Below are 25133 nucleotides of genomic sequence, written 5' to 3' on the forward strand. Positions count from 1 at the left end.
TTTTTCAACCAAGCTGCTCTTTTACTGTTTTCCCAATAAAAAAAGCCCCTTGTAAAGGCGGTCTTTATGACCCCTTCGCATTAGCCGACGAAGTTAGCTGACGGGTAGGATGGCGAAAGAGAAAATCTCATCCCTTCTGCAATGCTGCAGAATTAACCCCAAAAAAATGGTTCCTCCGTTCTCCAAAAGGAGATTAGGCCGATTCAGTTGTTTTGTTCTATGCGGTAATTTTACTTACAAGGAAATTTATTGTAAAACACTATTTTTAATCAAAATTGCTCAAAATAATGCTTATTCGAGCAAAAAGCGCATATTTTTTTATAATATCTAACATTTACAAGCAAATGCTCAAAATAGCTACTGTAAAAAATTTATATTGACATTCTAATTATCAAAGTTATATATTTTCCATTGTACAAACGGATTGGGGTGAAAAAAGAAAAATGGCATTGTCTAAGAAGAAGCTTGAAGTAGAACTATCAGAGGCATTTATAAAGCTACACCGTGATCTAATTGGGCGAGGCCCTCAGGAAATAAAAACCTATATTGTCCAGGATATGATCATCGCAAGATTCAAAGGCGTATTGACGATTGAAGAGAAACACCTTGTAAGCAACCAGTACGGGAGAAAGCTTGTGAAACAAATGAGACAGGTACTTCGTGAGATGCACAGCGAGGAATTTGAAGAAATCGTCGAAAAGTATACAGACTGCACTGTTTTATCCAGCCATAGTGACATTAGCACCAAAACAGGTGAAAGAATTGAGGTATTTATTTTAGATCACAATCTGGAAAAACTCCTGGAACAAGAAAGCAAAAAATAATAAAATTAAGCGTTTACAGCTTATTTGTATTCTGTCATTTCCTACATCAAGGCTTAGTTAAGTCCCTACTTTTTTCAGTTGAGCTGAAAAACAACGAGTCCTTTAACAAAGCCTAAATAAATAATCGGATCCATCCTTTTGAGGAAAAAAAGGATGGATCCTACTTTCCTACCCTGTTTACGGCTTTAATAATAAGCAGGCTTATTTGGCATACTACAAAATAAGGTTTCCACTAAACTTATTCCTTTTAATCGGTTAAAGAAAAAAGTGAGTGATTAGCTCATTTATTTGTTAATGTGATTATTTCTTCCAATACGCTTTTAAAATCCTGATGTTTTATTGTGTCGGCATGAAAGCTAGAATGACTTGTGACGGGATTAGGGATGACAATGCAAGACAAACCTGCCCCCAAAGCAGATAGTGACCCATTAACTGAGTCCTCAATTGCGACAGCCTCTGAAGGGTCTACCCTTAATTTTTTTAAGGCAAGCTCATAAAGCTCTGGATCAGGCTTGACTCTCGATACCTCATCTCGAGTGCAAATGGCATCAAATTGATTTAATATGCCAAACCTCGCAAGAAAAGGCTCAATCCACTGTTGTCCTGAACTTGTTGCAAGTCCAATTTTCAATCCTATTTCTTTTGCTTTTTCAAATAATGTTGAAAATCCCTCTCTAGCAGAAATGGCCTGAACATGTTCATTGACCCTTTCATTTAATTGTTGATTAAACTGTTTAATATCAAAACTTTCGCCAACAGATTTTTTGTAGTAGACATTAATTCCATCCTCATGTGTTCCAATAAATCGCGCAAATACTTCCAGCTCTAGTTCAAATTCATACTGTTCTAGAAGCAGCTTTTTGGACTGTTCATACCATACAGATTCTGTATCAATAATCGTACCGTCAAAGTCAAATATAATTGCTTTCATGTTTTCTCTCCCTTTTACATTTTTTACATATATAGAATAAAGTATATTTTTTATGCTTCAGGATAAGTAATAAGTAAATAATAAAATTTAGTTTTATTATCGCCTTCCTGTTCTCACCTCTCAACTTTTTTATCCAAAATCTTATTTTCCCTTGCAACACACTACAAAAACGAATATTATATAATCTGTGTTTAAAAAATGTTCGTGTTCCGGAGGTTTTACTTCATGTTTAAATTAAAGGAAAATAACACCACTGTCAAAACGGAGATAGTTGGCGGTTTTACTACCTTTTTAACCATGGTATATATTGTGATTGTAAACCCAGCCATACTTTCTAAGGCCGGTGTTCCTTTTGATCAAGTATTTATGGCAACCGTTATTGCTACAGCCCTTGGTACATTGTGGATGGCTCTTGCTGCGAATTATCCGATTGCCATCGCACCAGGAATGGGGATGAATGCCTACTTTGCTTTTTCAGTCGTAGGAAAAAATGGGATTACCTATGAAACGGCATTTGGTGCTGTATTTGTTGCAGGGATTATTTTCATCATTCTATCTTTAACCCCCTTCCGTCAAAAATTAATAGAAGCTATTCCCGAAAATTTAAAGCACGGAATCACAGCGGGTATGGGATTGTTTATTGCCTTTATTGGGCTTCGTATGACTGGCATTATAGCTGCCGATCCGGATAACCTGGTGAAGCTTGGAAATTTGCATACTACATCTGCTGTTTTAGCCATTATTGGACTTGCTGTAACCTTAATTTTAATGACTCTTAATGTTCCAGGAGCTTTGTTTATTGGCATGATCGTTACAGGTCTTATTGCCTTTTTTATTGGCGACTTGAAATTTACAGGAGTCGTATCCATGCCTAAAATGCCGTTAGGAGTCGTAATTCATAATCCTTTCCATGCATTTGGCGATGTTATCCATCATAGTTTATACGCAGTTGTATTCTCTTTCTTGCTCGTTACGATCTTTGATACCACAGGAACCATGGTCGGAGTTGCCCAGCAGGCAGGTCTGATGAAAGGAAAAACACTGCCTCGCGCTCGCCAGGCTCTGCTTTCCGATTCTATTGCCACTACAGTTGGGGCTATTTTTGGAACCAGCCCAACAAGTGCATTTATCGAATCCTCCTCTGGTGTTGCGGCTGGAGGTCGTACTGGACTTACTTCACTGACAATCGGTATTTTATTCTTGCTTTCCATGTTTTTTGGACCATTAGTCAGTGCTGTTTCCGGTTTATCGGCGATTACAGCTCCAGCGCTTATCATCGTTGGAAGTTTAATGATCGCAAGTGTTTCTCATATTAAATGGGGAACAATTGATGATGCCTTCCCTGCCTTTATCATTATTTTAAGCATGCCGCTTACATCCAGCATTGCAACAGGAATTTCTTTAGGCTTTATCTCATACCCTGTACTGAAGCTGGTAAAAGGAAAGTGGCGGGAGGTTCACCCCTTAGTTTATATTTTTGCCGTGCTGTTCTTGTATCAGCTTATCTTCTTGTAATTCATAATCGGACAAGCACTGGTTAAAAACGAAGTTCGAACAACAGCCTTGCAAATTTGCGAGGCTGTTTTTTATGGCGAAAAATATAGAGGACACAGATAATCATTTCAAATGTTCGTTATGAAGAGCTGGGTGAAGTTTTAGGCTTTTGTTGGAGTTATGGTTCTTTATAGGGTTTAATAAAGGACTTTGCGCGCTGTACTCCTCTCCCTTTCGTCCTTCATTCCCTCTATGAAGGACTTTTCTCACTTCTCTCCTCTCCCTTTTGTCCTTCATTCCCTCTATGAAGGACTTTTCTCACTTCTCTCCTCTCCCTTTTGTCCTTCATCCCCTCGATGAAGGACTTTTCTCGCTTCTCTCCTCGTCCTTTCGTCCTTCATCCCCTCGATGAAGGACTTTTCTCGCTTCTCTCCTCGTCCTTTCGTCCTTCGTTCCCTCTATGAAGGACTTTTCTCGCTTCTCTCCTCGTCCTTTTGTCCTTCATCCCCTCGATGAAGGACTTTTCTCGCTTCTCTCCTCGTCCTTTCGTCCTTCATCCCCTTTATGAAGGACTTTTCTCGTTTCTATTCTCGACCTTTCGTCCTTCATCCCCTCGATGAAGGACTTGCCGCGCTGGACACCAGCGCGCTATTTCCTTTATCACTTGTAAGAGATAGGCCAATATGTAAATGCCCCGCACTCTGCACTAAAAAAAGCAGGCAACCAAAATGGTTGCCCGGCCTATTAATTTTTATATATTATTGCCGCATACCTACACGGTTAGCGAGCTCTCTCTTTTTCGGCTTTTGATGAATAGACAAACCTGCCATATCCTCCATTGCCTCCAGAATTCCTTCGTTAAAACTTGGATGAGGATAGCTGGGGAATAGAAAATCTTCATCACGGGCTACCATCTCCCCGCCTAACACACCAGCTGAAATTAATTCGATAGCCCCTTCGCCTATGATATGCATACCCAAAAGTCGTCCCGACTCTGATTCCTTCACCAATTTTAATAAACCATCCCGCTTACCTGTTAATACTGCATACCCATTTCCATTCAACCGGTATTGTCCCGTTTGAATGGAATATCCATATGTGGCTGCTTGTTGTTCTGTAAGGCCTGCATACGCAATCGGAGGACTAGTGTGAATAACACTTGGAATCCATGTAAAGTCTGTTTCTGAAGGGATGCCGCAAATGGCTTCAGCTGCTGCCTTGCCTTGCTTAATGCCTTTTATGGCAAGAAGAGGAGCACCCGTTACATCTCCTGCAGCATAGATAGAAGGTAGGTTCGTTTTGCATTGCTGGTCTACTTTAATAAAACCTTTTTGATCTGTTAAAAGTCCAATTCTATTTAGACCAAGGCTTTCCGTATTTCCTTTCCAGCCTTCACGTACGTACATATACTCAGCTGTTAATGAATTTAATTCCCCTTTTTCATTCCTGAAAGTACAGGTAATGGCTTTCTCGTCCTCTGCTAGAGACAGATCCGTTACGCCTGAATGAAATTTAATTTTTTGTTTCTTGATCTGGCGGATTAATTCCTTCTCTATATCCTTATCAACAGGAAAATGCTCTTTTTTGTCCATAAGAATAACAACCTCTGTCCCCAAAGATGAGTAAGCAAAGGCCGCCTCGAGAACGATATAGTCTATCCCGGCCAATATAAGTGTTTCAGGTATTTCATCCAAATGAAATACATGCGCGGAGCTAAGCTTTCTTTCATACTTCACTTCATCCATTTCCCGTGAAGCTCCTGTGGCAACAATCGCTTTTTCAAATTGAACAATATCGAATTGCTGTCCTCTCTCAATTGCGATACGGTCTTCTTCAAGAAAGTGTGCATCTCCATAGATAACCTCAAGCATGTTTTCCTTGCATAAAGCCTCTACCCCTTTACGCAGCTGCTCTACAACCCCGTCACGATGTTTACGAAACACCTCAAAGTCCATTGTTGCCTGGTCAAATTGTATACCTATCTGTTTCATGACATCTGTATGTTTCAGCTGTGCCGCAGCATAAGCCAGCGTTTTGGAGGGAATGCAGCCTTCATTCAAGCAAATTCCGCCAAGCCTATTTTTTTCTATAAGCATGACATCTTTTCCTAATTGTGCTGCCCTTATCGCTGCCGTGTACCCTGCCGGCCCTCCACCAATTACTACAACCTGCTTTTCTTGAATCATTTCCCCTACAACCATCTCACTTCAACTCCAATAACATACTTGCAGGATTTTCAATCAGCTCGCTAAAATAATTTGTAAAACCAACTGCAGTTGCACCGTCTGCGACACGATGATCAAAAGACATCGAGAGATTCATCATCGATCGAATCACAATTTCATTATTCCTTACAACTGGCTGCTGCTTTGTTTTATGGAAAGAGATCAAAGCCACTTCTGGAAAATTGATAATCGGTGTTGCACCTATCCCGCCAAGCGGACCTACATTGCTCATGGTAAAGGTTCCACCTGAAATTTCGCGGGCTGTCAGTTCATTGCTTTGTGCTTTGTGAATGAGCTCTTTCATTTCGGCATGAATTTCGAGTATGCTTTTTTGTCCGGCTTGGTGAATTACAGGAACAATTAACCCTTCTTCCGTATCGACTGCGACTCCAATATTGCACTCGCTATTCAATCGAATCAATTGCTGTTCCTCATCCAGTCTTGCATTAAAAATTGGAAACTTTACAAGGGCAAGCTGAAGAGCCTTTATAAAAAAAGCAGCTACAGAAATTGTTTTCCCCTGGTCCTTCCATTCGCTTCTTAAAGAAATGAGCCTGGTAACATCCACCTCTTCAAAATGAGTAACATGAGGAATGGTGTAAAGTGATTTTGCCATTTTAGATGCAATTTGTTTTCTGCGGCCTTTAAAAGGCAATGTCTTCTCTACAGATTGGGATTCAGGCAAAATTGGAGCGGGTTCCATTGTTTCCATTTCTTCCTGCATTACGGCTGGTTTTTCATGCTTACGATTTACATAACCGTATACATCCTCATCTGTAATGCGTCCAGCGGGCCCTGTCCCCTTGATCTCACCCAAATCGATTCCTAATTCTCTTGCTATTTTCCTTGTATAAGGAGCTGCTAATATCACTTTCTGAGTAGGTGCCTGACTTAAAGTTACGGACAATTCCTTTTTTGTTCCCGAAATCACATTCCCAATCTGAAAGGCAACAGGCTCCTTCTTTTCCACTTGGTTATTTTTCATCCCCGAGCCAGAATCAATAAGCAGGAGTGTTGTACCAACATCCACATTCGTACCGGCTTCTACCAGAATTTCTTTCACCGTTCCTGAAACAGGGGAAGGAAGCTCAGCGGTCATTTTGTCCGTTTGAACTTCCACTATTGGCTGATCGCTTACAACCTGATCTCCAACTTTCACAAAATAAGCAAGGACCTCTCCTTCTGTCATGCCTTCTCCAATATCATGAAGCTTTACCTCTATCAATTTAATCACCAGCTCTCTTATCTTTATCGAATGTACTTTTAAAAATGGATCGTTTTTTCAATGGCTCTGAGAATTCTTCCTTCGTTAGGCAGATAGTGTTTTTCCAAGGAGTAAAAAGGAACCGGAACGTCAAAACCTGTGACTCTTTCTATCGGTGCCTTCAAATACAGAAAGGACGTATCCTGTATAAGGGATAGTATGTCTGCGCCTAATCCGCTGGTGGCATGCGCTTCATGGACAATAACCGCTCTGCCTGTTTTTTGGACGGATTTAGCAATGGCTTCCTTATCTAATGGATACAGCGTACGCAAATCAATGACCTCGCAATGTATACCTTGAGCTCTAGCCAGTTCGGCGGCTTTCATGGCTACCGGCACCATCGCTCCCCAGGCAATGAGAGTAAGGTCTTCCCCTTCGATAATGGTGCTTGCTTTCCCAATTTCAATGGTATATTTCTCAACCGGCACCTCTTCTTTAAAGGCCCTGTAGGATCTTAAGGATTCTAAAAACAAAACAGGATCCGGATCTTCTATGCTGGCAATTAATAAACCCTTTGCATCGTAAGGGTTTGATGGACAGACCACTTTAATTCCCGGCATATGAGTAAAAAGAGCTTCTACACTGTCTGAGTGAATTTCTGGTGCACGGATCCCCGCCCCATATGGCGCCCGAATGACCATTGGTACATGAAAATGCCCCTGGGTCCGCATTCGGATGCGGGTAGCATGTGTCATAATTTGCTCAAAAGCAGGATAGATGAATCCCAAAAACTGCATCTCCACAACAGGAATAAATCCATTAATGGCAAGGCCTATCCCTGTTCCAACTATGCCCGCTTCACTCAAAGGCGTATCAATAATTCTTTGTTCACCGAATTCTTCAAGGAGGCCCTCCGTTGCACGAAAAACGCCTCCATTCCTGCCAACATCCTCTCCCATAACAATAATTTCCTTTTTTTCAGCCATCATGGTTCTTAATCCATCCGTCACCGCTTGAACCAACGATAATTTCTTTGTTTTTTCAGTCGCAATCATTGATTAACACCTCTTAGGAAATCAAGATAGTCTTCTTTCTGTTCTTCAATGGTCCAAGTTGCTTTTTCAAAGACATGATCAAATAAATCTTCCACATTCGGCTTAGGGAATGCTTCCATTTCTGCAATAGCCTCTTCAATTTCTGCAGCGGCAGCCTCTTGAACCTTATGGGTCCATTCTTCATCCCAGATCCCTGTATTTTTCATATATCTTTCCAAGCGGACAATAGGATCGCTTTCTTCTCTTTTCATTTCGCTTAGACCTTGGTCGCGATATTTAGTCGGATCATCTGTAGTGGTATGTGCTCCATACCTCCACGTAACAGCTTCAATTAAGACGGGTCCTTCTCCATCCCTTGCTTTTTCAAGTGCCTTTTGAGTTTCAAAATAAACGGCCAATATATCATTTCCGTCTATCCTTATGCCAGGGATGCCATAAGCTACTGATTTTTGGGCAATCGTTTTTGAATTCATCTGTTTTTCTATTGGAACTGAAATGGCGAATTGGTTATTTTGATTAAAAAAGACAACAGGTGCTTTAAACACACTGGCAAAATTTAAGCCTTCATGAAAATCCCCTTCTGATGTGGCGCCATCTCCAAAATAGACAATGGCTGCATTTCTCGTCCCTTTCCACTTTTCTGCCAGTGCAGCTCCTGTTGCATGCGGCAGCTGCGTCGCAATCGGAACTGCCGGCGGAAATATTTTTTTTCCTTCTGGCGGAATACATCCTTCTACTCTTCCATTCCAATACAAAAGGATCGTTTTCAGGGAATGTCCAAAGGTAATGGAAGCGGCATGGTCGCGGTAGGTTGGAAAAAGCCAGTCCTCACTGGAAAGAGCCATCGCACTTCCCACCTGCGCAGCTTCCTGTCCTTCAAAGGGCGCATAGGTTCCCAGCCTCCCTTGGCGCTGCAGGCTGATTGCTTTACGGTCAAACGTTCTGGCCGTTATTAATTTTTGATATAGCGCTTGAATGAAATCTTTTGATAAGAAAGGCTTAATATCCTGATTTAATAGATTGCCCTCCGTGTCGAGATAGGATATAGTTTTAAATTGCGTCATCTCTTATTCCTCCTTGGAAGCGCTTAATGTTTAATGTTCCACTTTGGCCGCTTATGATGGGAAAAGAAGCTGTTTCTCTGCTTCCTTGCTTCAATTCTGTTTTCAACAAAATGGTTTGCTGCCTCTACCGTAGAGATTCCATGGTTTTCGGAAGTTTTATAGATTTCCAATAAAGAAGTATAGATGGCCTTCGTTTTATCCATTACCCTCTTCTTGCTGGGACCGTATAATTCATCGGATACCTGAATCAACCCTCCAGCGTTAACAATATAATCAGGTGCATAAAGGATGCCCTTTGCCCGAAGCGCATCACCATGCCGGCGTTCTTCTTTTAATTGATTGTTCGCTGAACCTACCACAGCTTTCACGTTTAATCGTTCAATAGATTCGTCAGAGACGATTCCGCCAAGGGCACAAGGAACGAATACGTCTGCCTCGATCCCATATATATCATTTCCTTCCACTTCTTTAATGGCTTCATTCCCAATTCCTTTGCCAAATTTTTTTAATTCTTCTACCGCAGCAGAATTGATATCTGAAACATAAAGGGATGCGCCTTCTTCAAGCAGCTGAACAGCCACTTTGAATCCTACTTTGCCTAGTCCTTGAATAGCGTAAGTTTTTGTGCCGATCTCATTGGAACCGTCCAATACTTGGTTGGTTGCCTTTATTCCGTAAATGACACCCTGCGCAGTAGGAATGGAAGAGTCACCGCTGCCCCCGTATTCTTCAGGGATGCCGACTATACAGTTGGTTTCTTTCATAGCATGAACAAAATCCTCTGGTGAAGTTCCCATATCCGTGCCTGTATAATAGCGGCCGTTAAGTGAATCAATATATTGTCCCAGAGATCTGAAAAGCTCAGGAGTTTTATCTTTCCTGGGATCCCCTATGATCACTGTTTTGCCGCCGCCAAAGTCGACATCTGCAGCAGCACATTTATACGTCATTCCCCGTGACAGCCTTAGGGCATCATTTAATGCCTGGTCAAACGATGCGTAGGGATACATTCTGCAGCCCCCTGTTGCGGGACCAAGTGTTGTATTATGTATAGCAATAATTGCTTTTAGCCCTGTTTTTGGATCATTGCAAAATACGACCTGTTCATGCTCCGATATTTGGTTAAATAAATCCATTTCTATCTCTCCCTTTTTCGCTTTCTTTACTAGGGGTAATTGACTAGTTTTTGATTCCGGATTCCATTAATTTGCGATGAATATCCGCTTTTTTTAGTACGACCTGTTTAACCCGGCCTTTTCCAATCAATCCTTTTTCGTTCGTTGCTTCCGTTTCTGTGATAATGACGTTCTCCTTCACTTTTGTTAGAGTTGCCTTTATGTTCACAATGGTTCCGGGACCAGTTGGAGCAATGTGCTTGACCTCAACCGCTCCGCCGATTCCTTCCTCATCCTCCTCTAAAAAAGGAAGGATGATTTTCCTGGAGGCCCACTCCATGTGATAAACCATGGAAACAGTGGAATAGGCCTCATGTACAATCTCACCCTCAAATTGGGCAAACATTTCCGGAGTAACAGTAAATGTAATATTGGAAGTTCTGCCTATTTCCATTCCTGATTTCATCTAGTTCCCTCCTTTTAAATTACAGGTGATTGGTTTTTTTTAGGCTAAAAACGTCCGTTTCGCCCTTTCAGCTCAACTAAAAAACTGACAGTTATCAACTAAAAAATGGAACAGAGTCATTTTAAAAAGATCTGCAATAATTGCTTTCATCGAGCTTTTTAGAAACCGCTTACATTTTCAAAAAATTACTTTGTTCTTCCTGCTGGTTGATTCACGCTTCAGGCACTCGCTTTAAGCTTGCGGTCGGGAGCCTCCTCGTCGCATGCTCCTGCGAGATCTCTCTAGTCTCGCAGGAGTATTTTGCCTTACGCTAACAAAGCCTTAAAAATGTCTTGTATTTAGTATTACTTACTGCAGCACAGTGTTAATTAGTTTCTGTCCGCCTGATTTTTAACAGGGAGGACTCCCGCCAGTTTTTCAAGCTGTGTTCTGTATTCTGCTTCTATCTGATCCAAGAGCTCTTGAACAGATGGAATATCCTTTATAAGACCTGCAATTTGTCCGCTGTTCATAAACCCGTCTTCTTCATTTCCTTCTAAAGCACCCAGGCAGTGCTGCATTTCAGTTGTCGCTTTTTCATATTCTTCTAGACTTAATCCGCTTTTTTCTTTGACAGCAATCCGCTTTGCAAAAGGGCCGTCCAAGACTCTCCTAATTCTCCCCAGTGTGCGGCCGATAATGATAGTGCTTGTATCTCCCGCTCCTACTATCCTTTCTTTATAAGCACTTGCAAAAGGAGCTTCCTTTGTGGCTATGAATCTTGTACCGAGCTGCACCCCCTGTGCTCCCAGGGAAAAGGCAGCCAGCATTCCTCTCCCGTCTGCAATCCCTCCTGCAGCCACAACTGGAATGGTAACAGCGTCTGTTATTTGCGGAATAAGAACCATTGTTGTAGATTCATAGGGCGAATTGATTCCCGCTGCCTCCACTCCTTCTGCAACAATTACATCGGCTCCCGCTGCTTCAGCCTTCAAGGCATGCTTTACACTTCCCGTTACCGCCATCACTTTAGCACCTATCTGATGAAGAAACGGTATGTATGGAACCGGATTGCCGGCAGACAGGGAAATTACCGGGATTTGATACTTTTCTGCAAGCAGCATTAACTCCTTTGTATGCGGACTGACAGATAAAGCTATGTTTAATGCAAAAGGCCGGTCCGTTCTAGCCTTGGTTTCTTGGATTATTCGTTCCACCTCAGCAGGCGGCCTGGTCCCTGCACCGATTGTACCAAGCCCACCTGCATTGGAAACAGCCGAAGTAAGAAGGGCATTGCTGATATTTCCCATCCCCCCCTGGATGATGGGACGGTCAATTCCGAGTATTTTCTTTAAATCCATAACGAGGCTCCCTTCTCTGCCACTATCCTTCTATCATAAGAGGATGCTGATACATATTGTATTCCTTGTCTTTTCTATCAAGCTCATTCCCCTTTTGAAAGACAGATTCGAAAAATGTTCCCGAAGGCTTCGCAAGTAAGCGGTAATAGTCACTAAAAAGGCTGGCTGCCTCATTTCCCAGCCACTTTTCTGGCAAAAGCTCTTCTGGCAAGCCGGGATCGATGAAAAGAAATTTTCTATATTCATGAACGAGCCTTGTTCTTTCTACAAAGCATTCTGCCTCCGTCATCTCATTGTTTTTCAGCTTTATGGCATCTTTTTCGTATTGATTTTGATAGCGGCGGATAAAATCGGAATAATGCTCGTTAATTTCAGAAATATCCCAGCATGCATTGAGTAAGCGCTCGTTCTGATGAGGCCCATCATAATTGGATATAAAGTAATGGACATATTCCTGAATACCATATTTATCTACTAAGCTATATACCTGCTTCGTTAGGTCATTAGGTGAAATCCATGTACTGTTGGACAAATTACCAAAACCGCTCCATACAAGCTCCTTGCGAATTTCATCGCGTATGTTCCTTTTTTCTTCTGGTATGGAATAGATCAGCATTCTCCACTTTCCATCCCATTTCTCCGGACTCAGCTTAAAAATTCTTTTAGCCGCTTCCTCCATTCTTTCCATGCCGCGTTTTGTTAAATAATAATAGCTTTTATTTCCGCTTTTTCTTGAATCGACCCAGCCTTGCTTATACATCCTTGACATAGCTGCGCGGATTGACTGTTCATTATGGCCAAATTCCTTTAGAAGCCTAATCAAGCTTCCAATCCAAATCTCATTTCCGTAATGGCGGATGTAATCGCCGTAAAGTGTAAAAATCATCGATCTCGTATTTAATTGGCTGCTCAATTCAACTTCACTACCTTTATTATCTATAACTATTTTTCAGATTACTGGTTTTCTATAATAAGGGATATTCCCTGCCCTACACCTACACACATCGTTGCCAGGGCTATTTCCATGTTTCTCCGTTTCATCTCATAAAGGAGTGTAGTCAAAATCCTTGCTCCGCTGGCTCCAAGAGGATGGCCAAGGGCAATGGCCCCACCATTTACATTTACTATGGCAGAATCCAGCTCCAGCTGGCGGATGCACTCCAGAGATTGAGAAGCAAATGCCTCATTCAGTTCTGCCAATTGAATATGGCGAATGGTAATTCCCGCTCTTTTAAATGCTTTTTTTGTAGAAAAAACAGGACCGAGGCCCATTAGTGCCGGCTCTGTTCCTGCTACTGCAGAAGCTTTTATTTTTGCGAGCGGCTTTAGTCCGAGCTTTTTCGCTTTGGATTCACTCATGAGCAGCAAGGCTGCTGCTCCATCATTCACACCCGAAGCATTCCCGGCTGTGACCGTTCCATTTTCAAATAAAGGCTTCAATTTCGAAAGCTTCTCCATTGTGGTATCAAACCGCGGATGTTCATCCTCTGTAAACTCTATTATATTGCCTTTTCGATCCTTCCAGGAAACGGGAGCTATCTCCTGCTCAAATTTCCGGGATTCTATTGCCTTTTTTGCTTTTATTTGGCTTTCATAGGCAAAAATATCCTGACTCTCCCGGCTTATACCAAACTTTCGTGCCACGTTCTCAGCAGTTTCCGGCATGGAATCTGTTCCATACATGGCTTTCAGCTTTGGATTCACAAAGCGCCAGCCGATTGTGGTATCAAACATTTCCATATTGCCTCTCGGAAAATCATGTTCGGGCTTCGCCATTACAAATGGCGCTCTCGACATACTTTCTGTTCCTCCGGCAATGAAAATATCACCATCACCTATTGCGATGGCTCTTGCTGCATAAATAACCGCATCCAATCCAGATCCGCAAAGCCGGTTGACGGTAGTAGCTGCTGTTTCAATTGGAATACCTGCCAGCAGGGCAGACATCCTCGCTACATTTCGATTATCCTCTCCTGCTTGATTGGCATTCCCCAGCACCACTTCTTCTATTTCCTGAACCGGAACAGAGGGATTGCGATCAAGCAGCGCACGTATGGCATGTGCCCCAAGGTCATCCGGACGAACATGCTTTAAGGCACCTTTATAGCGGCCAATCGGAGTTCTAATAGCATCAATAATAACAGCTGTTTCCACTTTCATTCACCTCTTTCAAAAAAGCTCTGTCCTTCTAGGACTCTGCATTATCGTGATAATCGTAGACACCGCGTCCAACTTTCTTTCCAAGCCTGCCCGCTTTCACATATTGAATAAGCAGAGGAGCCGGACGATATTTTTCCCCCAGTGTCTGATGGAGATAATTCAAGTTGTGCAGACGGGTATCCAGCCCTACCAGGTCCGCCAATTCAAATGGTCCCATCGGGTAATTTAATCCAAGCTTTATCGCTTTATCAATTTCCTCAGGTGTGCCAATGCCCTCCTGAAGCATATAAAAAGCTTCGTTTCCGACTAATGCACTGATACGGCTTGTTACAAATCCGGGAAATTCATTAACCAGTACTGTCTCTTTCCCCATTTTTTTAGCTGTAGAACGTATAATTTCTGCTGTTTCTTCATTCGTTTCCAGCCCTTTTATTATTTCAACAAGCGGCATTTTATGGACGGGATTAAAAAAATGCATCGCTGCCACTTTTTGCGGCCGGCTTGTAAACGACCCAATTTCTGTCGGACTCATGGTTGACGTGTTGGTGGCAAAAATGCAATGGGAACCTGCAAGGCGGTCTATCTCCTCAAATACTGCTTTTTTAATCTCCATTTTTTCTGGAACTGCTTCAATAACCATATCCGCATCTTTTACAGCCAGTTCAAGGTTTGTTTCCAGTGTGAGCCTTTCTTTTGCGGCAGCTGCTTCCGTTTCAGTAAGCTTTTTTCTAGCAATGCCCTTGTGAAAAATCAGATTGATTTCTTCTCTTGCGTTCAGAAGCATTTCTTCCTGAACATCAAAAAGCTTAACAGAAAATCCTGCGGCAGCTGCTACATAGGCAATCCCTCTGCCCATGACGCCTGAACCAATGACGGCAATCCGTTCGATCATTATCCATTCCCCCCTCCTGAAAAAGTATTGTTTTAGCTGCCTTGAAACCTCGCCTTTCTCTTTTCTATAAAGGCTTTTACCCCTTCTTGATAATCCAATGTTTGGCCAGCTATCGCCTGGGCATACGCTTCTTTTTCCAGCATTTCATAAAGATCTGCATCCCAGCTTTGCATGAGGTAGCGTTTAATCAGGCCAATTGCTTTTGTCGGCATGTTTGCCAGGCGTTGAACAAATGTATGAACTTCTTCCTCCCAGGTGTCCAGGGGAATCACTTTTGTTACCAATCCATAATCCTTTGCCGTTTCAGCAGAAATTTTCTCTCCTAATACGGCAAGCTCTAGGGCTTTTGCATGGCCGACCATCCGGGGCAAATAATATAAATTTCCTGAATCCGGAACCAGACCTACATGGATAAAAGCCTCGAGAAAGCTTGCTTTTTCGGAGGCCAATCGGAAATCACAGGCAAGCGCAAGGCTCATACCGGCACCTGCAGCTGTTCCATTAATTGCTGCAATCACCGGTTTTTCAATGGCGGCCAGCTGCTGAATCATCGGGTTATATAGTTTGCGAAGTACGTCTCCAAAATCAGCTTCCTCTTTCACAGATTGAAGATCCTGCCCTGAGCAAAAGGCACGTCCTGCGCCTGTAATGACAATCGCCCTTACTTCAGGGTCCCGGGAAGCCTCTTTTAAGACCTTTGTCACTTCTTTATTCATTTGCGCATTAAAAGCATTGAGCACATCCGGGCGGTTAAGAGTAATCCACCCGGCTCCCTCTTTCACTTCATATAAAATGGTTTCGAATGCTTCCCTTTCCATCCCTATCTCCCCTTAAAATCCGGTTTTCGTTTTTCCATAAAGGCTTTCATTCCTTCTTTTTGATCCTCTGAGGAAAATAGCAGGTAAAAATTCTTGCGCTCATACTGCATGCCTTCATAGAGAGTGTAATCGACTGCCTTGTTGACTGCATCCTTTATTAGTCTCACTGAAAGCGGCGGCTTATCAGCAAGGGTATGAGCGTATTTTATGGTCTCCTCCCACAGTAATTCTGCAGGCATAACTCTATTTACAATTCCGTATTTCACCGCTTCTTTACATGTCATCATTTCTCCAGACCAGAGCCACTCAAGTGCCTTTGTTCTCCCCATCAGCTTTGTGAGCTTCTGAGTACCGCCCGCACCCGGCATCACTGCCAATTTGATTTCCGGGAAGCCAAACTGTGCATCCTCACCGCAAAATAGAAGATCACAGGCAAGCGCCAGTTCAAATCCTCCTCCAAGAGCAAAACCTTGGATTGCTCCAATCAATGGCTTTTTGAAACAATGAATTCTGTCCCAGTCAGCAAACTGATTTAGCATTTCCAGGCTTACAGAAGTATCCTCGGCCATCTCATCAATATCTGCCCCGGCAGCAAAGGCCCTTCCATTTCCAGTCAGGACCACTGCCCGTATATCTTCATCCTTATCCATTTCTTCAAGAGCTTGCGTAATTTCACTGACCATCTTTCGGTTAATCGCATTCAGCTGCTTGGGCCGATTAAGTCGAATGATTCCTATTTTCTCTTCTTTTTCAACCTGGATAAAGGCCGGTTCACTCATTGACATCCTCACCAAACATAAATGTGGCTAAATCTCCTGCAAAAGACATCACGTCCTTGCCTGACGCCTTGGATTCTTCTGTTTTTGATGCCTCCTTGAAGGCTTCCTTGCTATCGTAATACATAACGTTCATCAGATAGTAAGGGCTTCCGCTTTTAAATTTTGTGACTTCCATTTTTCTTAATCCCGGAATTTTCTCCGTTAACGGAATATGTGTGTGAAAATAGTGCTCATCAAATTCGGCTGGATTTTCTGGATTTTTAAATAATGCGATCATTTTATACATATTGTTTCCCCTCTCATTTTTACATATTGGTTAAAATGGGTTTCATTGCTTCAAAAGGATTGCGGCAGGTTTTGCAATAAAGAATGCTTCTGCAGGCTGTCGGCCCAAAAAGATTTTCCATCATGGTATACGGTGATCCGCAATAAGGACAATCCACTTCCCAAATGCCGCTTTCCTTCAGAAACTCCGGAGGCGGTGCAATCCCGTATTTCTTCAGTTCTTCCCTTCCCTTGTCGGTAATCCGGTCTGAAGTCCAGGGAGGGTCGTATACATACTCGACTTCAACTACCCCTGCTTCCTCCAACCGACCAACCTTCTCTTTAATGTTTTTTCGGATAATCTCCAATGCGGGACATCCTGTAAAAGTCGGTAAAACATAGATGGTTACTCCCCTATCATGAAGATGGACACTGCTGATCATTCCAAGATCGACAATACTGACAGAAGGCATTTCAGGATCTTTTACTTCCAGAAGGCATTCTAATACTTTATCCTTTCGTTCCGTCAACATGCTCATTTCACCGCCTTTACCAGGATGCCTGGGGATCCAAGGCATACACCTCATTCAGTGTATCCAATGCCTGATTTAAATCTTTGGAATGTGTACCGGCTCTTCCATCCCCCTGCTTCATTTGCGGTGATCCGGGATAAGAAAGGCCTGCATCTTCAAAAACCTGTTTCATTTCCTTTTCCCAGCGGGCTAAAAAGGCGGAGGGCTCCTCAATCAGTCCGAAGCCGGCCATTAAACGTTCATCAGGCCCACTGGACAACAGTCCCCCTATCTCTTCCCAAGCCTTTTGAATGGCGGCACCCATCCTTGTTTTTCCCTCTCCCCCGCTTAAACAAAGCTGATTGAACCAAACCTTCCAATGCATGATATGGTAGTACAGCTCCATCTTCATTTTTGCTGCAGCTGTGACCAAAGGCTGATAGGAAGACTTTTGGAGAGATTCCAATTTTAATTTTTTATAAATGTCATAGAAATAGTGCCGGACAACCGCAAATGCCCAGTCGTATCTTGGTTCTTCCAAGTAAGTACCCGATCCGTTTGCAAGCTCTGTAAAAATCGCATTCTTTCTTTCGCTTGCAATGCGTCCATGTGCCAGACTGTCGGCACTGCCCTCACCAAGTTCCTCCAAAAGCTGGTAATACATTACTGCATGCCCCATCGTATCCTGATTAATAGAAGAATAGGCGATGTCCTCTTCGATATGCGGAGCTAGCCCAAGCCACTCAGATCCGCGGAATGCAAGCAGGAAATCATCGTCTGCCAGCTGATACAATAGCTCTGTCAGGGCTTTTTTATAATCATTATTTTGGATTGCTTCCTGTGCTGTTTGGATTTGGTGCACCCTGTTCCCCTCCCCAGGACAAAATTTCTTTTTCATCCAGTACTTGTTGTTCATATTGCCGCCACTTCTTTTTCAAATATCCATATCCCTTGGTCAGGCGGTATTCTTTGTTATCAAGTCGCTGGAGCGATGCCTTTTCCTCCGGGTCAAGTTTGCGTACATCCGACCTTTTGACAACCCAAATGTCGACCACCGGCTCTCTCCGCATAAAATTTTCTTGTGCCATCACGATTGCCACCTCATGATTCGGGGCCAATAGGCTAAATTGATGCTGGAACTCCGACTTGAAATTTCGCTTGCTGAAAACCTCAAAAACTTCATAAAATGAATGCTTTTCATCTGTTTTTTTCAAGGTAACCCCACTCCTTTGGCTTATGGATTCGCCAGTGCCTCTCGGACCCACTGGTTATTTTCGTATGCAATTTTTCTCAGCCTAAGCCTCGACTTTGACATAGGACCGTTATTGGCAATAATATTCTTGAATTCTGCCCAATCAGGCTGCCGATAAATCCATTCTCCTTTTTCCTGATCGAAATACATCGTTTCATCCGGAAGCTGTAATCCAATAGCAAGTACTCTTGGAACATATTTCGTGAAGAAATCCTGCCTGAGCTGTTCATTTGTCTTTGTTCGAATCCTGTACTTGATTGTTAGGTCCTGTTTAGATGTACCCGTGGTTTTAGCCGTGGCAGGACCAAAGAACATCAATAATGACTCCCACCAACGGTTAAGGGATTCCTGAAGCATCTTCTTCTGCATGCCTGTTCCTTCTGCAAGAGCCATAATAATCGATTCACCATGCTGTGCATGAAATACCTCTTCTGCGCAAATTCTGTGGAGGGCACGGGCGTATGGCCCATAGGATGCCTGAAGCATATTGGTCTGTGTCATAATGGCTGCCCCATCCACCAGCCATGCAATCATTCCTGCATCGCCCCATGTAGGGGATGGCATGTGGAAAACATTATGAAACTTCAATTCTCCTGTAAATAAATCCTCCATTAGATCTTCCCTGCTTTTTCCCAGAGGCTCGAGTAAATCCTCCACTACCCTTAGCAATAGCTGTCCATGCCCCATTTCATCTTGAACCTTTGCCATAATTCCCAATTTTTTCTGAAGGGATGGCGCTTTTGGCACCCACTCTTTCTCTGGCAGTGCGCCCATAATTTCACTAATGCCATGCATGGAAATCAGTTTGATTAGAACCATGCGATAATCATCCGGCATCCAATCATCGGCTTCTATCTTGTCTCCCTTTTCAATCCGTTCCATAAATCGATCCATTTTTTCCTGCTCTGTCAATTGATTAAAACCGGCTAGACTCATGTAAATCTCCTTTCTGTTTTTCTATTTTGATTACTTCCTGCACTATTTCCTAAAGACATTTACTGTAAAAACCGTCTTATAATGTTGCCTTTAATGACTGTTTCCGCTGATCGACAATTCGGACTGCTTTTCCCTCAGAACGCGGAAGGCTTTTTGGGGGATGCAGAATAACTTTCATGGAAACTAAACACTTTGACTTCATGATTTCTTGTATTTCCATTTCCAGCCCTTTGATTAGCGGATTGAAAAGATCACAGCCCGCTGCACTATACAGGTCTTCCGTTATTTCTGCGTGAAGCTCTACTTCATCCAATGTCGCACTTTTTTTCAAACACACCTGGTAATGCGGGGCAATATTCTTTACTTGTATGAGATAATGTTCGATTTGAGATGGGAAGACATTAACTCCACGGACAATCATCATGTCATCTATGCGACCCTTTACCCTGGACATTCTTGCAGTTGTTCTGCCGCATTTGCACTTTTCTGTAGTCAGAGAGGCTATATCTCCTGTTCGGTATCTCACAATTGGAAACGCTTGTTTTTTTAAGCTTGTAAATACAAGCTCTCCTGCCTGACCCTCCGGAAGCGGCTTCAATGTTTCCGGATCGATTACCTCAATTAAAAATTGATCTTCTGCCAGATGCAGTCCATCCTGACCTTCACAGCATTCCATCGCCACCCCAGGTCCAAGCACCTCACTTAAACCGTATATATCACATGCTTTAATAGCGAACATTTCCTCCAGTGTCTTTCTCATTTCTTCAGACCATGGTTCTGCACCAAACATGCCAATCTTAATGGAAGATTTTCTTGGATCCTTTCCAAGCTCTATCATTCTTTCGGCAATATTGAGAGCGTAGGACGGGGTTGCAGATAAGATAGTCGGCTGCAGGTCTTCCAATATCATAATCTGTCTATCAGTATTGCCGCCAGATATCGGAATGACCGTTACACCCAGCTCTTCAGCACCATGATGAAGACCAAGCCCGCCGGTAAACAAACCGTATCCATATGCATTTTGCAGCATATCTCCCGGCTGTCCTCCAGCTATAGAGATCGCCCTTGCTACAAGCTTTGCCCAGTTATGTATATCCTGTTTTGTGTAGCCCACGACCGTTGGCTTTCCGCTAGTGCCTGAAGATGCATGGATGCGGGCAAGTGTATTTGTTTTTACGGCCATAAGGCCAAATGGATAGTGTCTATGTAGATCCTTTTTCGTGGTGAAGGGAAATGATTGAATGTCTTGAAGTGATTGTAAATTCTGAGGTGTTAGATTCAATTCTTGAAATCGGCTGCGATATAACGGTACATGTTCGTATACGCTTATTAGAGTTGTCTGCAAATCTTGAAGCTGCTGTTTTTCAATGAGGTTTCGATTTGCAGTCTCCATTTCATGCAATATCATATTCACCCTCCTTGCGTCCATAGTACACATTATTCGTATGACGTATTTATTCCGTCTATTACAAATAACGTCATATATATTTAGCATAGGCCTATATGTAAGCGCTGTCAATTATTTTTTTCTGAAAGCTCTGTTAATCTTCTATGTTGAAAACTGCTCTTTTTTAGCTCATTTGTTTGAAACTATAGTAAGGAACAAATAAAGAGGCTGTCCCAAATGGTGCGGTGATATTGTGACATTGGCTACAGAAACTTTTTTGCTTGTTGGTTTCCACTGCAAGCATTTCTTTTCGCTGTTAATTAGAGGGGAAGGACAGAAGAATCCTTCAAGTTAATCAAGTTATTGGGGTATCCCCCATAAGCATGTAACGATGTGGTTCCACTACCGTCCACGGAAAGAGAGCCACGCAATGGAAATCAACCCAGCAGGACAATCAGAACACTGCCTATGTCTATGTACAACCCCATCTTTGATTTAATTCCAAGGTTGATTGGAGAGGAAGGTGCGGGACTCCTGCGGGATCAGCCGGCCTTAGGGGGACCCGCAGGAGCTATGACAAGGGGGCTCCCAGCCGCGTTGAATTCAAACGATCTTTGGGGATTACTACATATGCTCAGCGCTATTCGTCCTACTTGTTCTTTTCTAATTTTCAACAGAGCGACACTATGCTAATATTCGTACCAATTGTTATTGTCCCCTTTTCCTTATAAAAAAGAGGTGACTCAAAAATCCGCTTAATCGCATTTTGAGTCACCCTCATTATTTGATACACTTTTCATTACATTAATTGAACAACTTTTTTGGAAAATGCAAGAAGAATCAGGCCAAAAGTAATGGTAACCAGCCCAATCAAACCAAACACTTCCAAGTACCCAAGACTTGCAGTCAATCCGCCCAGCTGGCCAGCAAGAATATTTGCAATACCCGAGCTTGCAAGCCATACACCCATTAATAAGGATGCATATTTTGGAGGAGAAATTTTACTGGTTGTCGACAATCCAACTGGTGAGAGAAATAATTCACCTACTGTTTGGAAGAAGTATGTCACAATAATATATAAGAGGTTTGCTTTGTTAACAATATGGTGTTCATCGCTGCCTGTTTTCATGATCGCTAAAAGGAGGACCAGATACCCAAGACCTAACAGGATCATACCAAGACCCATTTTAACTGGTACCGGCAAATCACGATTAGATCTGGAAAGCTTAATCCATAATGCTGAAACCATTGGTGCAAAAATAATAATAAATAAAGGATTTACAGATTGAAACCACTCTGTCGGAATGACAAAGCCAAAAACATCACGGTTAACGAATTCATCTGTATAAACAGTTAAAGCACCGCCGGCTTGTTCAAATCCTGCCCAGAAAAAGATAACAAATGCTGTAAGAATCACAACGACTGCCGTTCTTTGCTTTTCCTTTTTTGTTAAAGGTGCAGTAATTTTTTCACCTTGTGTTTCCACTTTACGCTTAGCTGTTGGTTTTTTCCCTATGTCTCCAAGATAACGATTTCCTAAGGCATTGAACAGAACTTGTCCAATGACCATGCCAATGGCAGATGTAAGAAATCCGTATTGATAGCCTGATGCAATATGTCCATTATGGTTAACAGCAAATAATTTATCTGTTATAAATCCTATAACAAGAGGGGAAAAGAATGCCCCCAGGTTAATACCCATATAAAAAATCGTAAATGCTGCATCTCGGCGCGTATCTTCTTTGTCATAAAGCTCTCCGACGATAGTGGAAATATTCGGTTTGAAAAATCCATTCCCGATAACTAGAATAATCAGTCCCGCATAAACCGCCGCCTGGCTGTGATGTGCGAACAAAACGAAATTTCCAAGTGCCATGACAATCCCGCCAAGGGTAATGGCCAGCCGCTGTCCAAGAAAGCGGTCCGACAACCATCCGCCCACTAACGGAGTTAAGTATACAGCACCTGTAAAAAATCCATATAAGCTTAAAGCAAAGGCCTGGTTCATTCCTAGGCCGCCCTCGACAAGTGATTTAGTTAAATAAAGGACAAGGATGGCTCTCATTCCGTAATAACTAAAACGTTCCCATGCTTCCGTTGCGAATAATAGATAAAGACCAGGAGGATGTTTTTTCTTCCTATTTCTGGAATCCAGTTGTTTCTCTAATGTAGTTGCTTCCATTCAGGGACCCCCATAGATAGTTTTTTGGCATAATAATAATCATAATGTGAATTAACTAACAGTCAATAATATATTGAGATAAAATAAAATTAGAATGATTTCTAATTAATGAAACATTTTACTTACGACTTTAATTATTCTTATATAATAATATCAACCAATTCCATCCAAGATTAAATATTGTATAATACGTTTAAATTACCATAAAGCTTTAGCTTACGGCTGTTAATGGTTGGCTCTAGGTTTCCTGCTGGTTGATTTCCACTTCAGGCACTCTCTTCAATCAACTTCGGATTTAACTGGGTTGTACTATGATATTGGAAGCGCTTATGTTCTTCCTGCTTGTTGTTTCCATCTCCAAGTACTCATTTTCCGCGGGCTGTGCACCACCTATGTCGAAAGCTCTGCGGATTTTTCCCCAACTAATCAGGTGCCTTGTATATACCGCACCAATTTGGGTGTAAAATCAACATTGATCTTTAGCAAAGGCTCTTTTCGTAAACTTTGTTACTATTTAACAACAAAAAATAATGAATTTCACAGACTCTGTAGTAAACCTGTGAATTGTTTAGAAAAGATGCCACGAAGACTCTCTTTACACATAATTTAACATTTTTGCGAAAAGCAACAATCTTTGCGAAAACAGCCTTAGCAGAACCTTTTAAAGTAGTAGTCCTTTCAGTAACACAATATTTCACTATGCCATTTAAACAATTCTTCTTTTCGCGTAAACTTCCAATTGATTTGCTCTTATCATTTGCAATATCCATCTGGATAACAACTTGTTTTTAATGGAAGATGAATTTAATCAATATTATTTGTTCTTAAAAACAGATAAAACACTGGTTTAGTATGTAAACTGTTGAATAATAGGCAAAAGGGATTCGGATGACTGACTAAATAAGGATTTATCCATTTGCATGATTAGCATGAATCTATGGCAAAAGTATACCTCCATAAAATTGCATAATACGATAAACAGGACAGCCGAGAAATTCTCGACTGTCCTTATTCTACGCATATATCCCTGTTTCTTCTTCCTTTTTAAAAAAGCTTTTCATCGCATGGAACACGTCTGCTTTTTGTTTCAAAATGTAATAAAGGAACTTTTCATTTTTTATATTTTTATAAGCTGACATGAGTGTCGAATGGCGATTGTATTGATTGACTTCCCCGTAGCCAAACATATTCGACACCTTCATCAGTTCTTCGACCAGCTTTACACAGCGTGCATTATCAGAGGTAAGGTTATCCCCGTCTGAAAAATGGAAAGGATAAATATTAAATCGTGAAGGGTCATATTTCTCTTCAATCAAGCTTAATGCCTTTCGGTATGCTGATGAACAAATGGTGCCGCCGCTCTCACCCTTAGAGAAAAAGTCTTCTTCAGAGACCACCTTTGCTTCTGTATGATGTGCGATAAATTCAATCTCCACTGTTTCATATTTTGTACGCAGGAATCGTGTCATCCAGAAAAAGAAGCTTCTGGTCATGTATTTTTCCCAGATTCCCATGGAGCCGCTTGTATCCATCATGGCCAGTACGACTGCCTTTGAATCCGGCTTTTGAATTTCATTCCATGTCCTGAATTTCAAATCCTCGGGAATAATGGGATAAAAAGCCGGTTTCCCGCTCATGGCATTCCGTTTGAACGCAGTCATCATTGTTCTTTTTTTATCAATATTGCCCATAAGACCTGTTTTTCGAATATCATTGAATTCAATGTCTTCGATGTTATTAAGATCCTGTTCCTTTCTTTCCAGCCTTGGCAGCTCAAGCTGCTTAAAAAGGGCTTCCTCCAGCTCCAATAAAGACACTTCTGCTTCATAGTAGTCTTCCCCAGGCTGATCTCCTGCCCCCTCGCCTTTTCCGGGTCCCTTCTGAGGTGCACCATCCCTTGCTATAACATCTCCGACCTGACTGTCTCCTGTCCCCTGGCCTACATGCTTATTTTTATCATAATTGTAGCGAATCTTATACTCATCCAATGAACGTATCGGAATTTTGACCACATCACGACCGTCTGACATGATAATGCTTTCTTCCGTTATTAGATCAGGCAAATTATTTTTGATCGCTTCCTGGACCTTTTCCTGGTGACGAACCTGATCATCATGCCCTTTCCGGTGGAGGGACCAATCTTCTTGTGAAATAACAAACGGTTGATGCTCTGACTGTGACATGCAATGCCCCCCTAAAAATTTTTCAATTTTAATCACATACGACAAGCGTC

The 25133-nt window shown here is 42.2% G+C and carries 23 protein-coding genes and 1 riboswitch; of the genes, 2 read left to right on the plus strand and 21 right to left on the minus strand.

From position 1 onward, the window contains the following. Nucleotides 1–67 precede the first annotated feature (67 nt). Nucleotides 68–210: riboswitch (cyclic di-AMP (ydaO/yuaA leader) on the minus strand. 233 nt (nt 211–443) lie between these two features. Then, a complete protein-coding gene (locus tag A5N88_RS11280) occupies nt 444–824 on the plus strand; it encodes a Na-translocating system protein MpsC family protein (RefSeq protein ID WP_066265990.1) in 381 nt (126 codons plus the stop codon). A 280-nt stretch (nt 825–1104) separates the two neighbouring features. Here A5N88_RS11280 and A5N88_RS11285 read toward each other — a convergent pair whose 3' ends face one another. Then, nucleotides 1105–1755: an HAD family hydrolase gene (locus A5N88_RS11285; RefSeq protein ID WP_066265992.1), complete on the minus strand. Its 651-nt coding sequence runs from the start codon at nt 1753–1755 to the stop codon at nt 1105–1107. 225 nt (nt 1756–1980) lie between these two features. On the opposite strand from A5N88_RS11285, the gene A5N88_RS11290 reads away from it, so the two are divergent. Further along, on the plus strand, nt 1981–3270 hold the full coding sequence (locus A5N88_RS11290; protein WP_066265995.1) for an NCS2 family permease: 1290 nt from the start codon (nt 1981–1983) through the stop codon (nt 3268–3270). A 737-nt stretch (nt 3271–4007) separates the two neighbouring features. Here A5N88_RS11290 and A5N88_RS11295 read toward each other — a convergent pair. The 20 genes from A5N88_RS11295 to yhbH form a co-directional block, all read right to left on the minus strand. Continuing rightward, nucleotides 4008–5450 (minus strand): dihydrolipoyl dehydrogenase family protein, encoded by a 1443-nt coding sequence (locus A5N88_RS11295; protein ID WP_066265997.1) that lies wholly within the window; start codon nt 5448–5450, stop codon nt 4008–4010. A gap of 1 nt (nt 5451) precedes the next feature. Further along, nucleotides 5452–6696 (minus strand): dihydrolipoamide acetyltransferase family protein, encoded by a 1245-nt coding sequence (locus tag A5N88_RS11300; protein WP_066270457.1) that lies wholly within the window; start codon nt 6694–6696, stop codon nt 5452–5454. Nucleotides 6697–6737: 41 nt separating this feature from the next. Continuing rightward, nucleotides 6738–7733, minus strand: a complete 996-nt coding sequence (locus A5N88_RS11305; RefSeq protein ID WP_066265999.1) for an alpha-ketoacid dehydrogenase subunit beta — start codon at nt 7731–7733, stop codon at nt 6738–6740. After that, on the minus strand, nt 7730–8797 hold the full coding sequence (gene pdhA / locus A5N88_RS11310) for a pyruvate dehydrogenase (acetyl-transferring) E1 component subunit alpha (protein ID WP_066266000.1): 1068 nt from the start codon (nt 8795–8797) through the stop codon (nt 7730–7732). The genes A5N88_RS11305 and pdhA overlap by 4 nt, the downstream gene beginning before the upstream one ends. A gap of 23 nt (nt 8798–8820) precedes the next feature. Beyond that, nucleotides 8821–9933 carry a Leu/Phe/Val dehydrogenase gene (locus A5N88_RS11315; RefSeq protein WP_066266001.1) on the minus strand — a complete coding sequence of 371 codons (1113 nt, stop codon included), beginning with the start codon at nt 9931–9933 and terminating at the stop codon, nt 8821–8823. A 43-nt stretch (nt 9934–9976) separates the two neighbouring features. After that, on the minus strand, nt 9977–10378 hold the full coding sequence (locus A5N88_RS11320) for a thioesterase family protein (protein ID WP_066266002.1): 402 nt from the start codon (nt 10376–10378) through the stop codon (nt 9977–9979). Nucleotides 10379–10746: 368 nt separating this feature from the next. Then, nucleotides 10747–11718: an NAD(P)H-dependent flavin oxidoreductase gene (locus tag A5N88_RS11325; protein WP_066266004.1), complete on the minus strand. Its 972-nt coding sequence runs from the start codon at nt 11716–11718 to the stop codon at nt 10747–10749. Nucleotides 11719–11740: 22 nt separating this feature from the next. After that, entirely contained in the window at nt 11741–12604 is an 864-nt protein-coding gene (paaX, locus tag A5N88_RS11330; RefSeq protein ID WP_066270459.1) for a phenylacetic acid degradation operon negative regulatory protein PaaX, read from the minus strand. Between the two features lie 68 nt (nt 12605–12672). Then, nucleotides 12673–13872, minus strand: coding sequence for an acetyl-CoA C-acyltransferase (locus A5N88_RS11335; RefSeq protein ID WP_198160248.1), 1200 nt, complete (start codon nt 13870–13872; stop codon nt 12673–12675). Nucleotides 13873–13906: 34 nt separating this feature from the next. Beyond that, nucleotides 13907–14770, minus strand: a complete 864-nt coding sequence (locus A5N88_RS11340; RefSeq protein ID WP_066266009.1) for a 3-hydroxyacyl-CoA dehydrogenase — start codon at nt 14768–14770, stop codon at nt 13907–13909. A 32-nt stretch (nt 14771–14802) separates the two neighbouring features. Next, on the minus strand, nt 14803–15588 hold the full coding sequence (locus A5N88_RS11345; protein ID WP_066266011.1) for an enoyl-CoA hydratase-related protein: 786 nt from the start codon (nt 15586–15588) through the stop codon (nt 14803–14805). Between the two features lie 2 nt (nt 15589–15590). Beyond that, complete coding sequence (locus A5N88_RS11350) at nt 15591–16367, minus strand: enoyl-CoA hydratase/isomerase family protein (protein ID WP_066266014.1); 777 nt, start codon at nt 16365–16367, stop codon at nt 15591–15593. After that, the gene (locus tag A5N88_RS11355) at nt 16360–16653 is read right to left on the minus strand and encodes an EthD family reductase (RefSeq protein ID WP_066266020.1); all 294 of its coding nucleotides are present in this window, start codon (nt 16651–16653) and stop codon (nt 16360–16362) included. The genes A5N88_RS11350 and A5N88_RS11355 overlap by 8 nt, the downstream gene beginning before the upstream one ends. Nucleotides 16654–16672: 19 nt before the next feature. Beyond that, the gene (gene paaD / locus A5N88_RS11360; protein WP_066266022.1) at nt 16673–17170 is read right to left on the minus strand and encodes a 1,2-phenylacetyl-CoA epoxidase subunit PaaD; all 498 of its coding nucleotides are present in this window, start codon (nt 17168–17170) and stop codon (nt 16673–16675) included. Nucleotides 17171–17180: 10 nt separating this feature from the next. Next, nucleotides 17181–18041 (minus strand): 1,2-phenylacetyl-CoA epoxidase subunit PaaC, encoded by an 861-nt coding sequence (paaC, locus tag A5N88_RS11365; RefSeq protein WP_083953126.1) that lies wholly within the window; start codon nt 18039–18041, stop codon nt 17181–17183. After that, nucleotides 17965–18357: a 1,2-phenylacetyl-CoA epoxidase subunit PaaB gene (gene paaB / locus A5N88_RS11370; protein ID WP_066266025.1), complete on the minus strand. Its 393-nt coding sequence runs from the start codon at nt 18355–18357 to the stop codon at nt 17965–17967. The genes paaC and paaB overlap by 77 nt, the downstream gene beginning before the upstream one ends. 20 nt (nt 18358–18377) lie before the next feature. Further along, a complete protein-coding gene (gene paaA / locus A5N88_RS11375) occupies nt 18378–19331 on the minus strand; it encodes a 1,2-phenylacetyl-CoA epoxidase subunit PaaA (RefSeq protein ID WP_066266028.1) in 954 nt (317 codons plus the stop codon). Between the two features lie 76 nt (nt 19332–19407). Further along, a complete protein-coding gene (locus A5N88_RS11380) occupies nt 19408–20739 on the minus strand; it encodes a phenylacetate--CoA ligase family protein (protein ID WP_066266031.1) in 1332 nt (443 codons plus the stop codon). A gap of 778 nt (nt 20740–21517) precedes the next feature. Continuing rightward, a complete protein-coding gene (locus tag A5N88_RS11385; RefSeq protein WP_066266033.1) occupies nt 21518–22900 on the minus strand; it encodes a peptide MFS transporter in 1383 nt (460 codons plus the stop codon). A gap of 1013 nt (nt 22901–23913) precedes the next feature. Beyond that, the gene (gene yhbH / locus A5N88_RS11390; protein ID WP_066266038.1) at nt 23914–25083 is read right to left on the minus strand and encodes a sporulation protein YhbH; all 1170 of its coding nucleotides are present in this window, start codon (nt 25081–25083) and stop codon (nt 23914–23916) included. Nucleotides 25084–25133 lie beyond the last annotated feature (50 nt).

The sequence above is a fragment of the Heyndrickxia acidicola genome, assembly GCF_001636425.1.
In the GTDB taxonomy this organism is placed as follows: Bacteria; Bacillota; Bacilli; order Bacillales; family Bacillaceae_C; genus Bacillus_AE; species Bacillus_AE acidicola.

What these genes read in the sequence shown, in the direction of transcription:
- A5N88_RS11345 (WP_066266011.1), bottom strand. Translation starts at nt 15,588, where the DNA reads ATGGAAAGGGAAGCATTCGAAACCATTTTATATGAAGTGAAAGAGGGA.
- A5N88_RS11320 (WP_066266002.1), bottom strand. Translation starts at nt 10,378, where the DNA reads ATGAAATCAGGAATGGAAATAGGCAGAACTTCCAATATTACATTTACT.
- A5N88_RS11280 (WP_066265990.1), top strand. Translation starts at nt 444, where the DNA reads ATGGCATTGTCTAAGAAGAAGCTTGAAGTAGAACTATCAGAGGCATTT.
- A5N88_RS11285 (WP_066265992.1), bottom strand. Translation starts at nt 1,755, where the DNA reads ATGAAAGCAATTATATTTGACTTTGACGGTACGATTATTGATACAGAA.
- paaA (WP_066266028.1), bottom strand. Translation starts at nt 19,331, where the DNA reads ATGAGTCTAGCCGGTTTTAATCAATTGACAGAGCAGGAAAAAATGGAT.
- yhbH (WP_066266038.1), bottom strand. Translation starts at nt 25,083, where the DNA reads ATGTCACAGTCAGAGCATCAACCGTTTGTTATTTCACAAGAAGATTGG.
- A5N88_RS11305 (WP_066265999.1), bottom strand. Translation starts at nt 7,733, where the DNA reads ATGATTGCGACTGAAAAAACAAAGAAATTATCGTTGGTTCAAGCGGTG.
- pdhA (WP_066266000.1), bottom strand. Translation starts at nt 8,797, where the DNA reads ATGACGCAATTTAAAACTATATCCTATCTCGACACGGAGGGCAATCTA.
- A5N88_RS11380 (WP_066266031.1), bottom strand. Translation starts at nt 20,739, where the DNA reads ATGATATTGCATGAAATGGAGACTGCAAATCGAAACCTCATTGAAAAA.
- A5N88_RS11295 (WP_066265997.1), bottom strand. Translation starts at nt 5,450, where the DNA reads ATGGTTGTAGGGGAAATGATTCAAGAAAAGCAGGTTGTAGTAATTGGT.
- A5N88_RS11315 (WP_066266001.1), bottom strand. Translation starts at nt 9,933, where the DNA reads ATGGATTTATTTAACCAAATATCGGAGCATGAACAGGTCGTATTTTGC.
- paaD (WP_066266022.1), bottom strand. Translation starts at nt 17,170, where the DNA reads ATGAGCATGTTGACGGAACGAAAGGATAAAGTATTAGAATGCCTTCTG.
- A5N88_RS11385 (WP_066266033.1), bottom strand. Translation starts at nt 22,900, where the DNA reads ATGGAAGCAACTACATTAGAGAAACAACTGGATTCCAGAAATAGGAAG.
- paaC (WP_083953126.1), bottom strand. Translation starts at nt 18,041, where the DNA reads ATGAAAAAGAAATTTTGTCCTGGGGAGGGGAACAGGGTGCACCAAATC.
- A5N88_RS11355 (WP_066266020.1), bottom strand. Translation starts at nt 16,653, where the DNA reads ATGTATAAAATGATCGCATTATTTAAAAATCCAGAAAATCCAGCCGAA.
- A5N88_RS11340 (WP_066266009.1), bottom strand. Translation starts at nt 14,770, where the DNA reads ATGATCGAACGGATTGCCGTCATTGGTTCAGGCGTCATGGGCAGAGGG.
- A5N88_RS11325 (WP_066266004.1), bottom strand. Translation starts at nt 11,718, where the DNA reads ATGGATTTAAAGAAAATACTCGGAATTGACCGTCCCATCATCCAGGGG.
- A5N88_RS11350 (WP_066266014.1), bottom strand. Translation starts at nt 16,367, where the DNA reads ATGAGTGAACCGGCCTTTATCCAGGTTGAAAAAGAAGAGAAAATAGGA.
- paaX (WP_066270459.1), bottom strand. Translation starts at nt 12,604, where the DNA reads ATGATTTTTACACTTTACGGCGATTACATCCGCCATTACGGAAATGAG.
- A5N88_RS11290 (WP_066265995.1), top strand. Translation starts at nt 1,981, where the DNA reads ATGTTTAAATTAAAGGAAAATAACACCACTGTCAAAACGGAGATAGTT.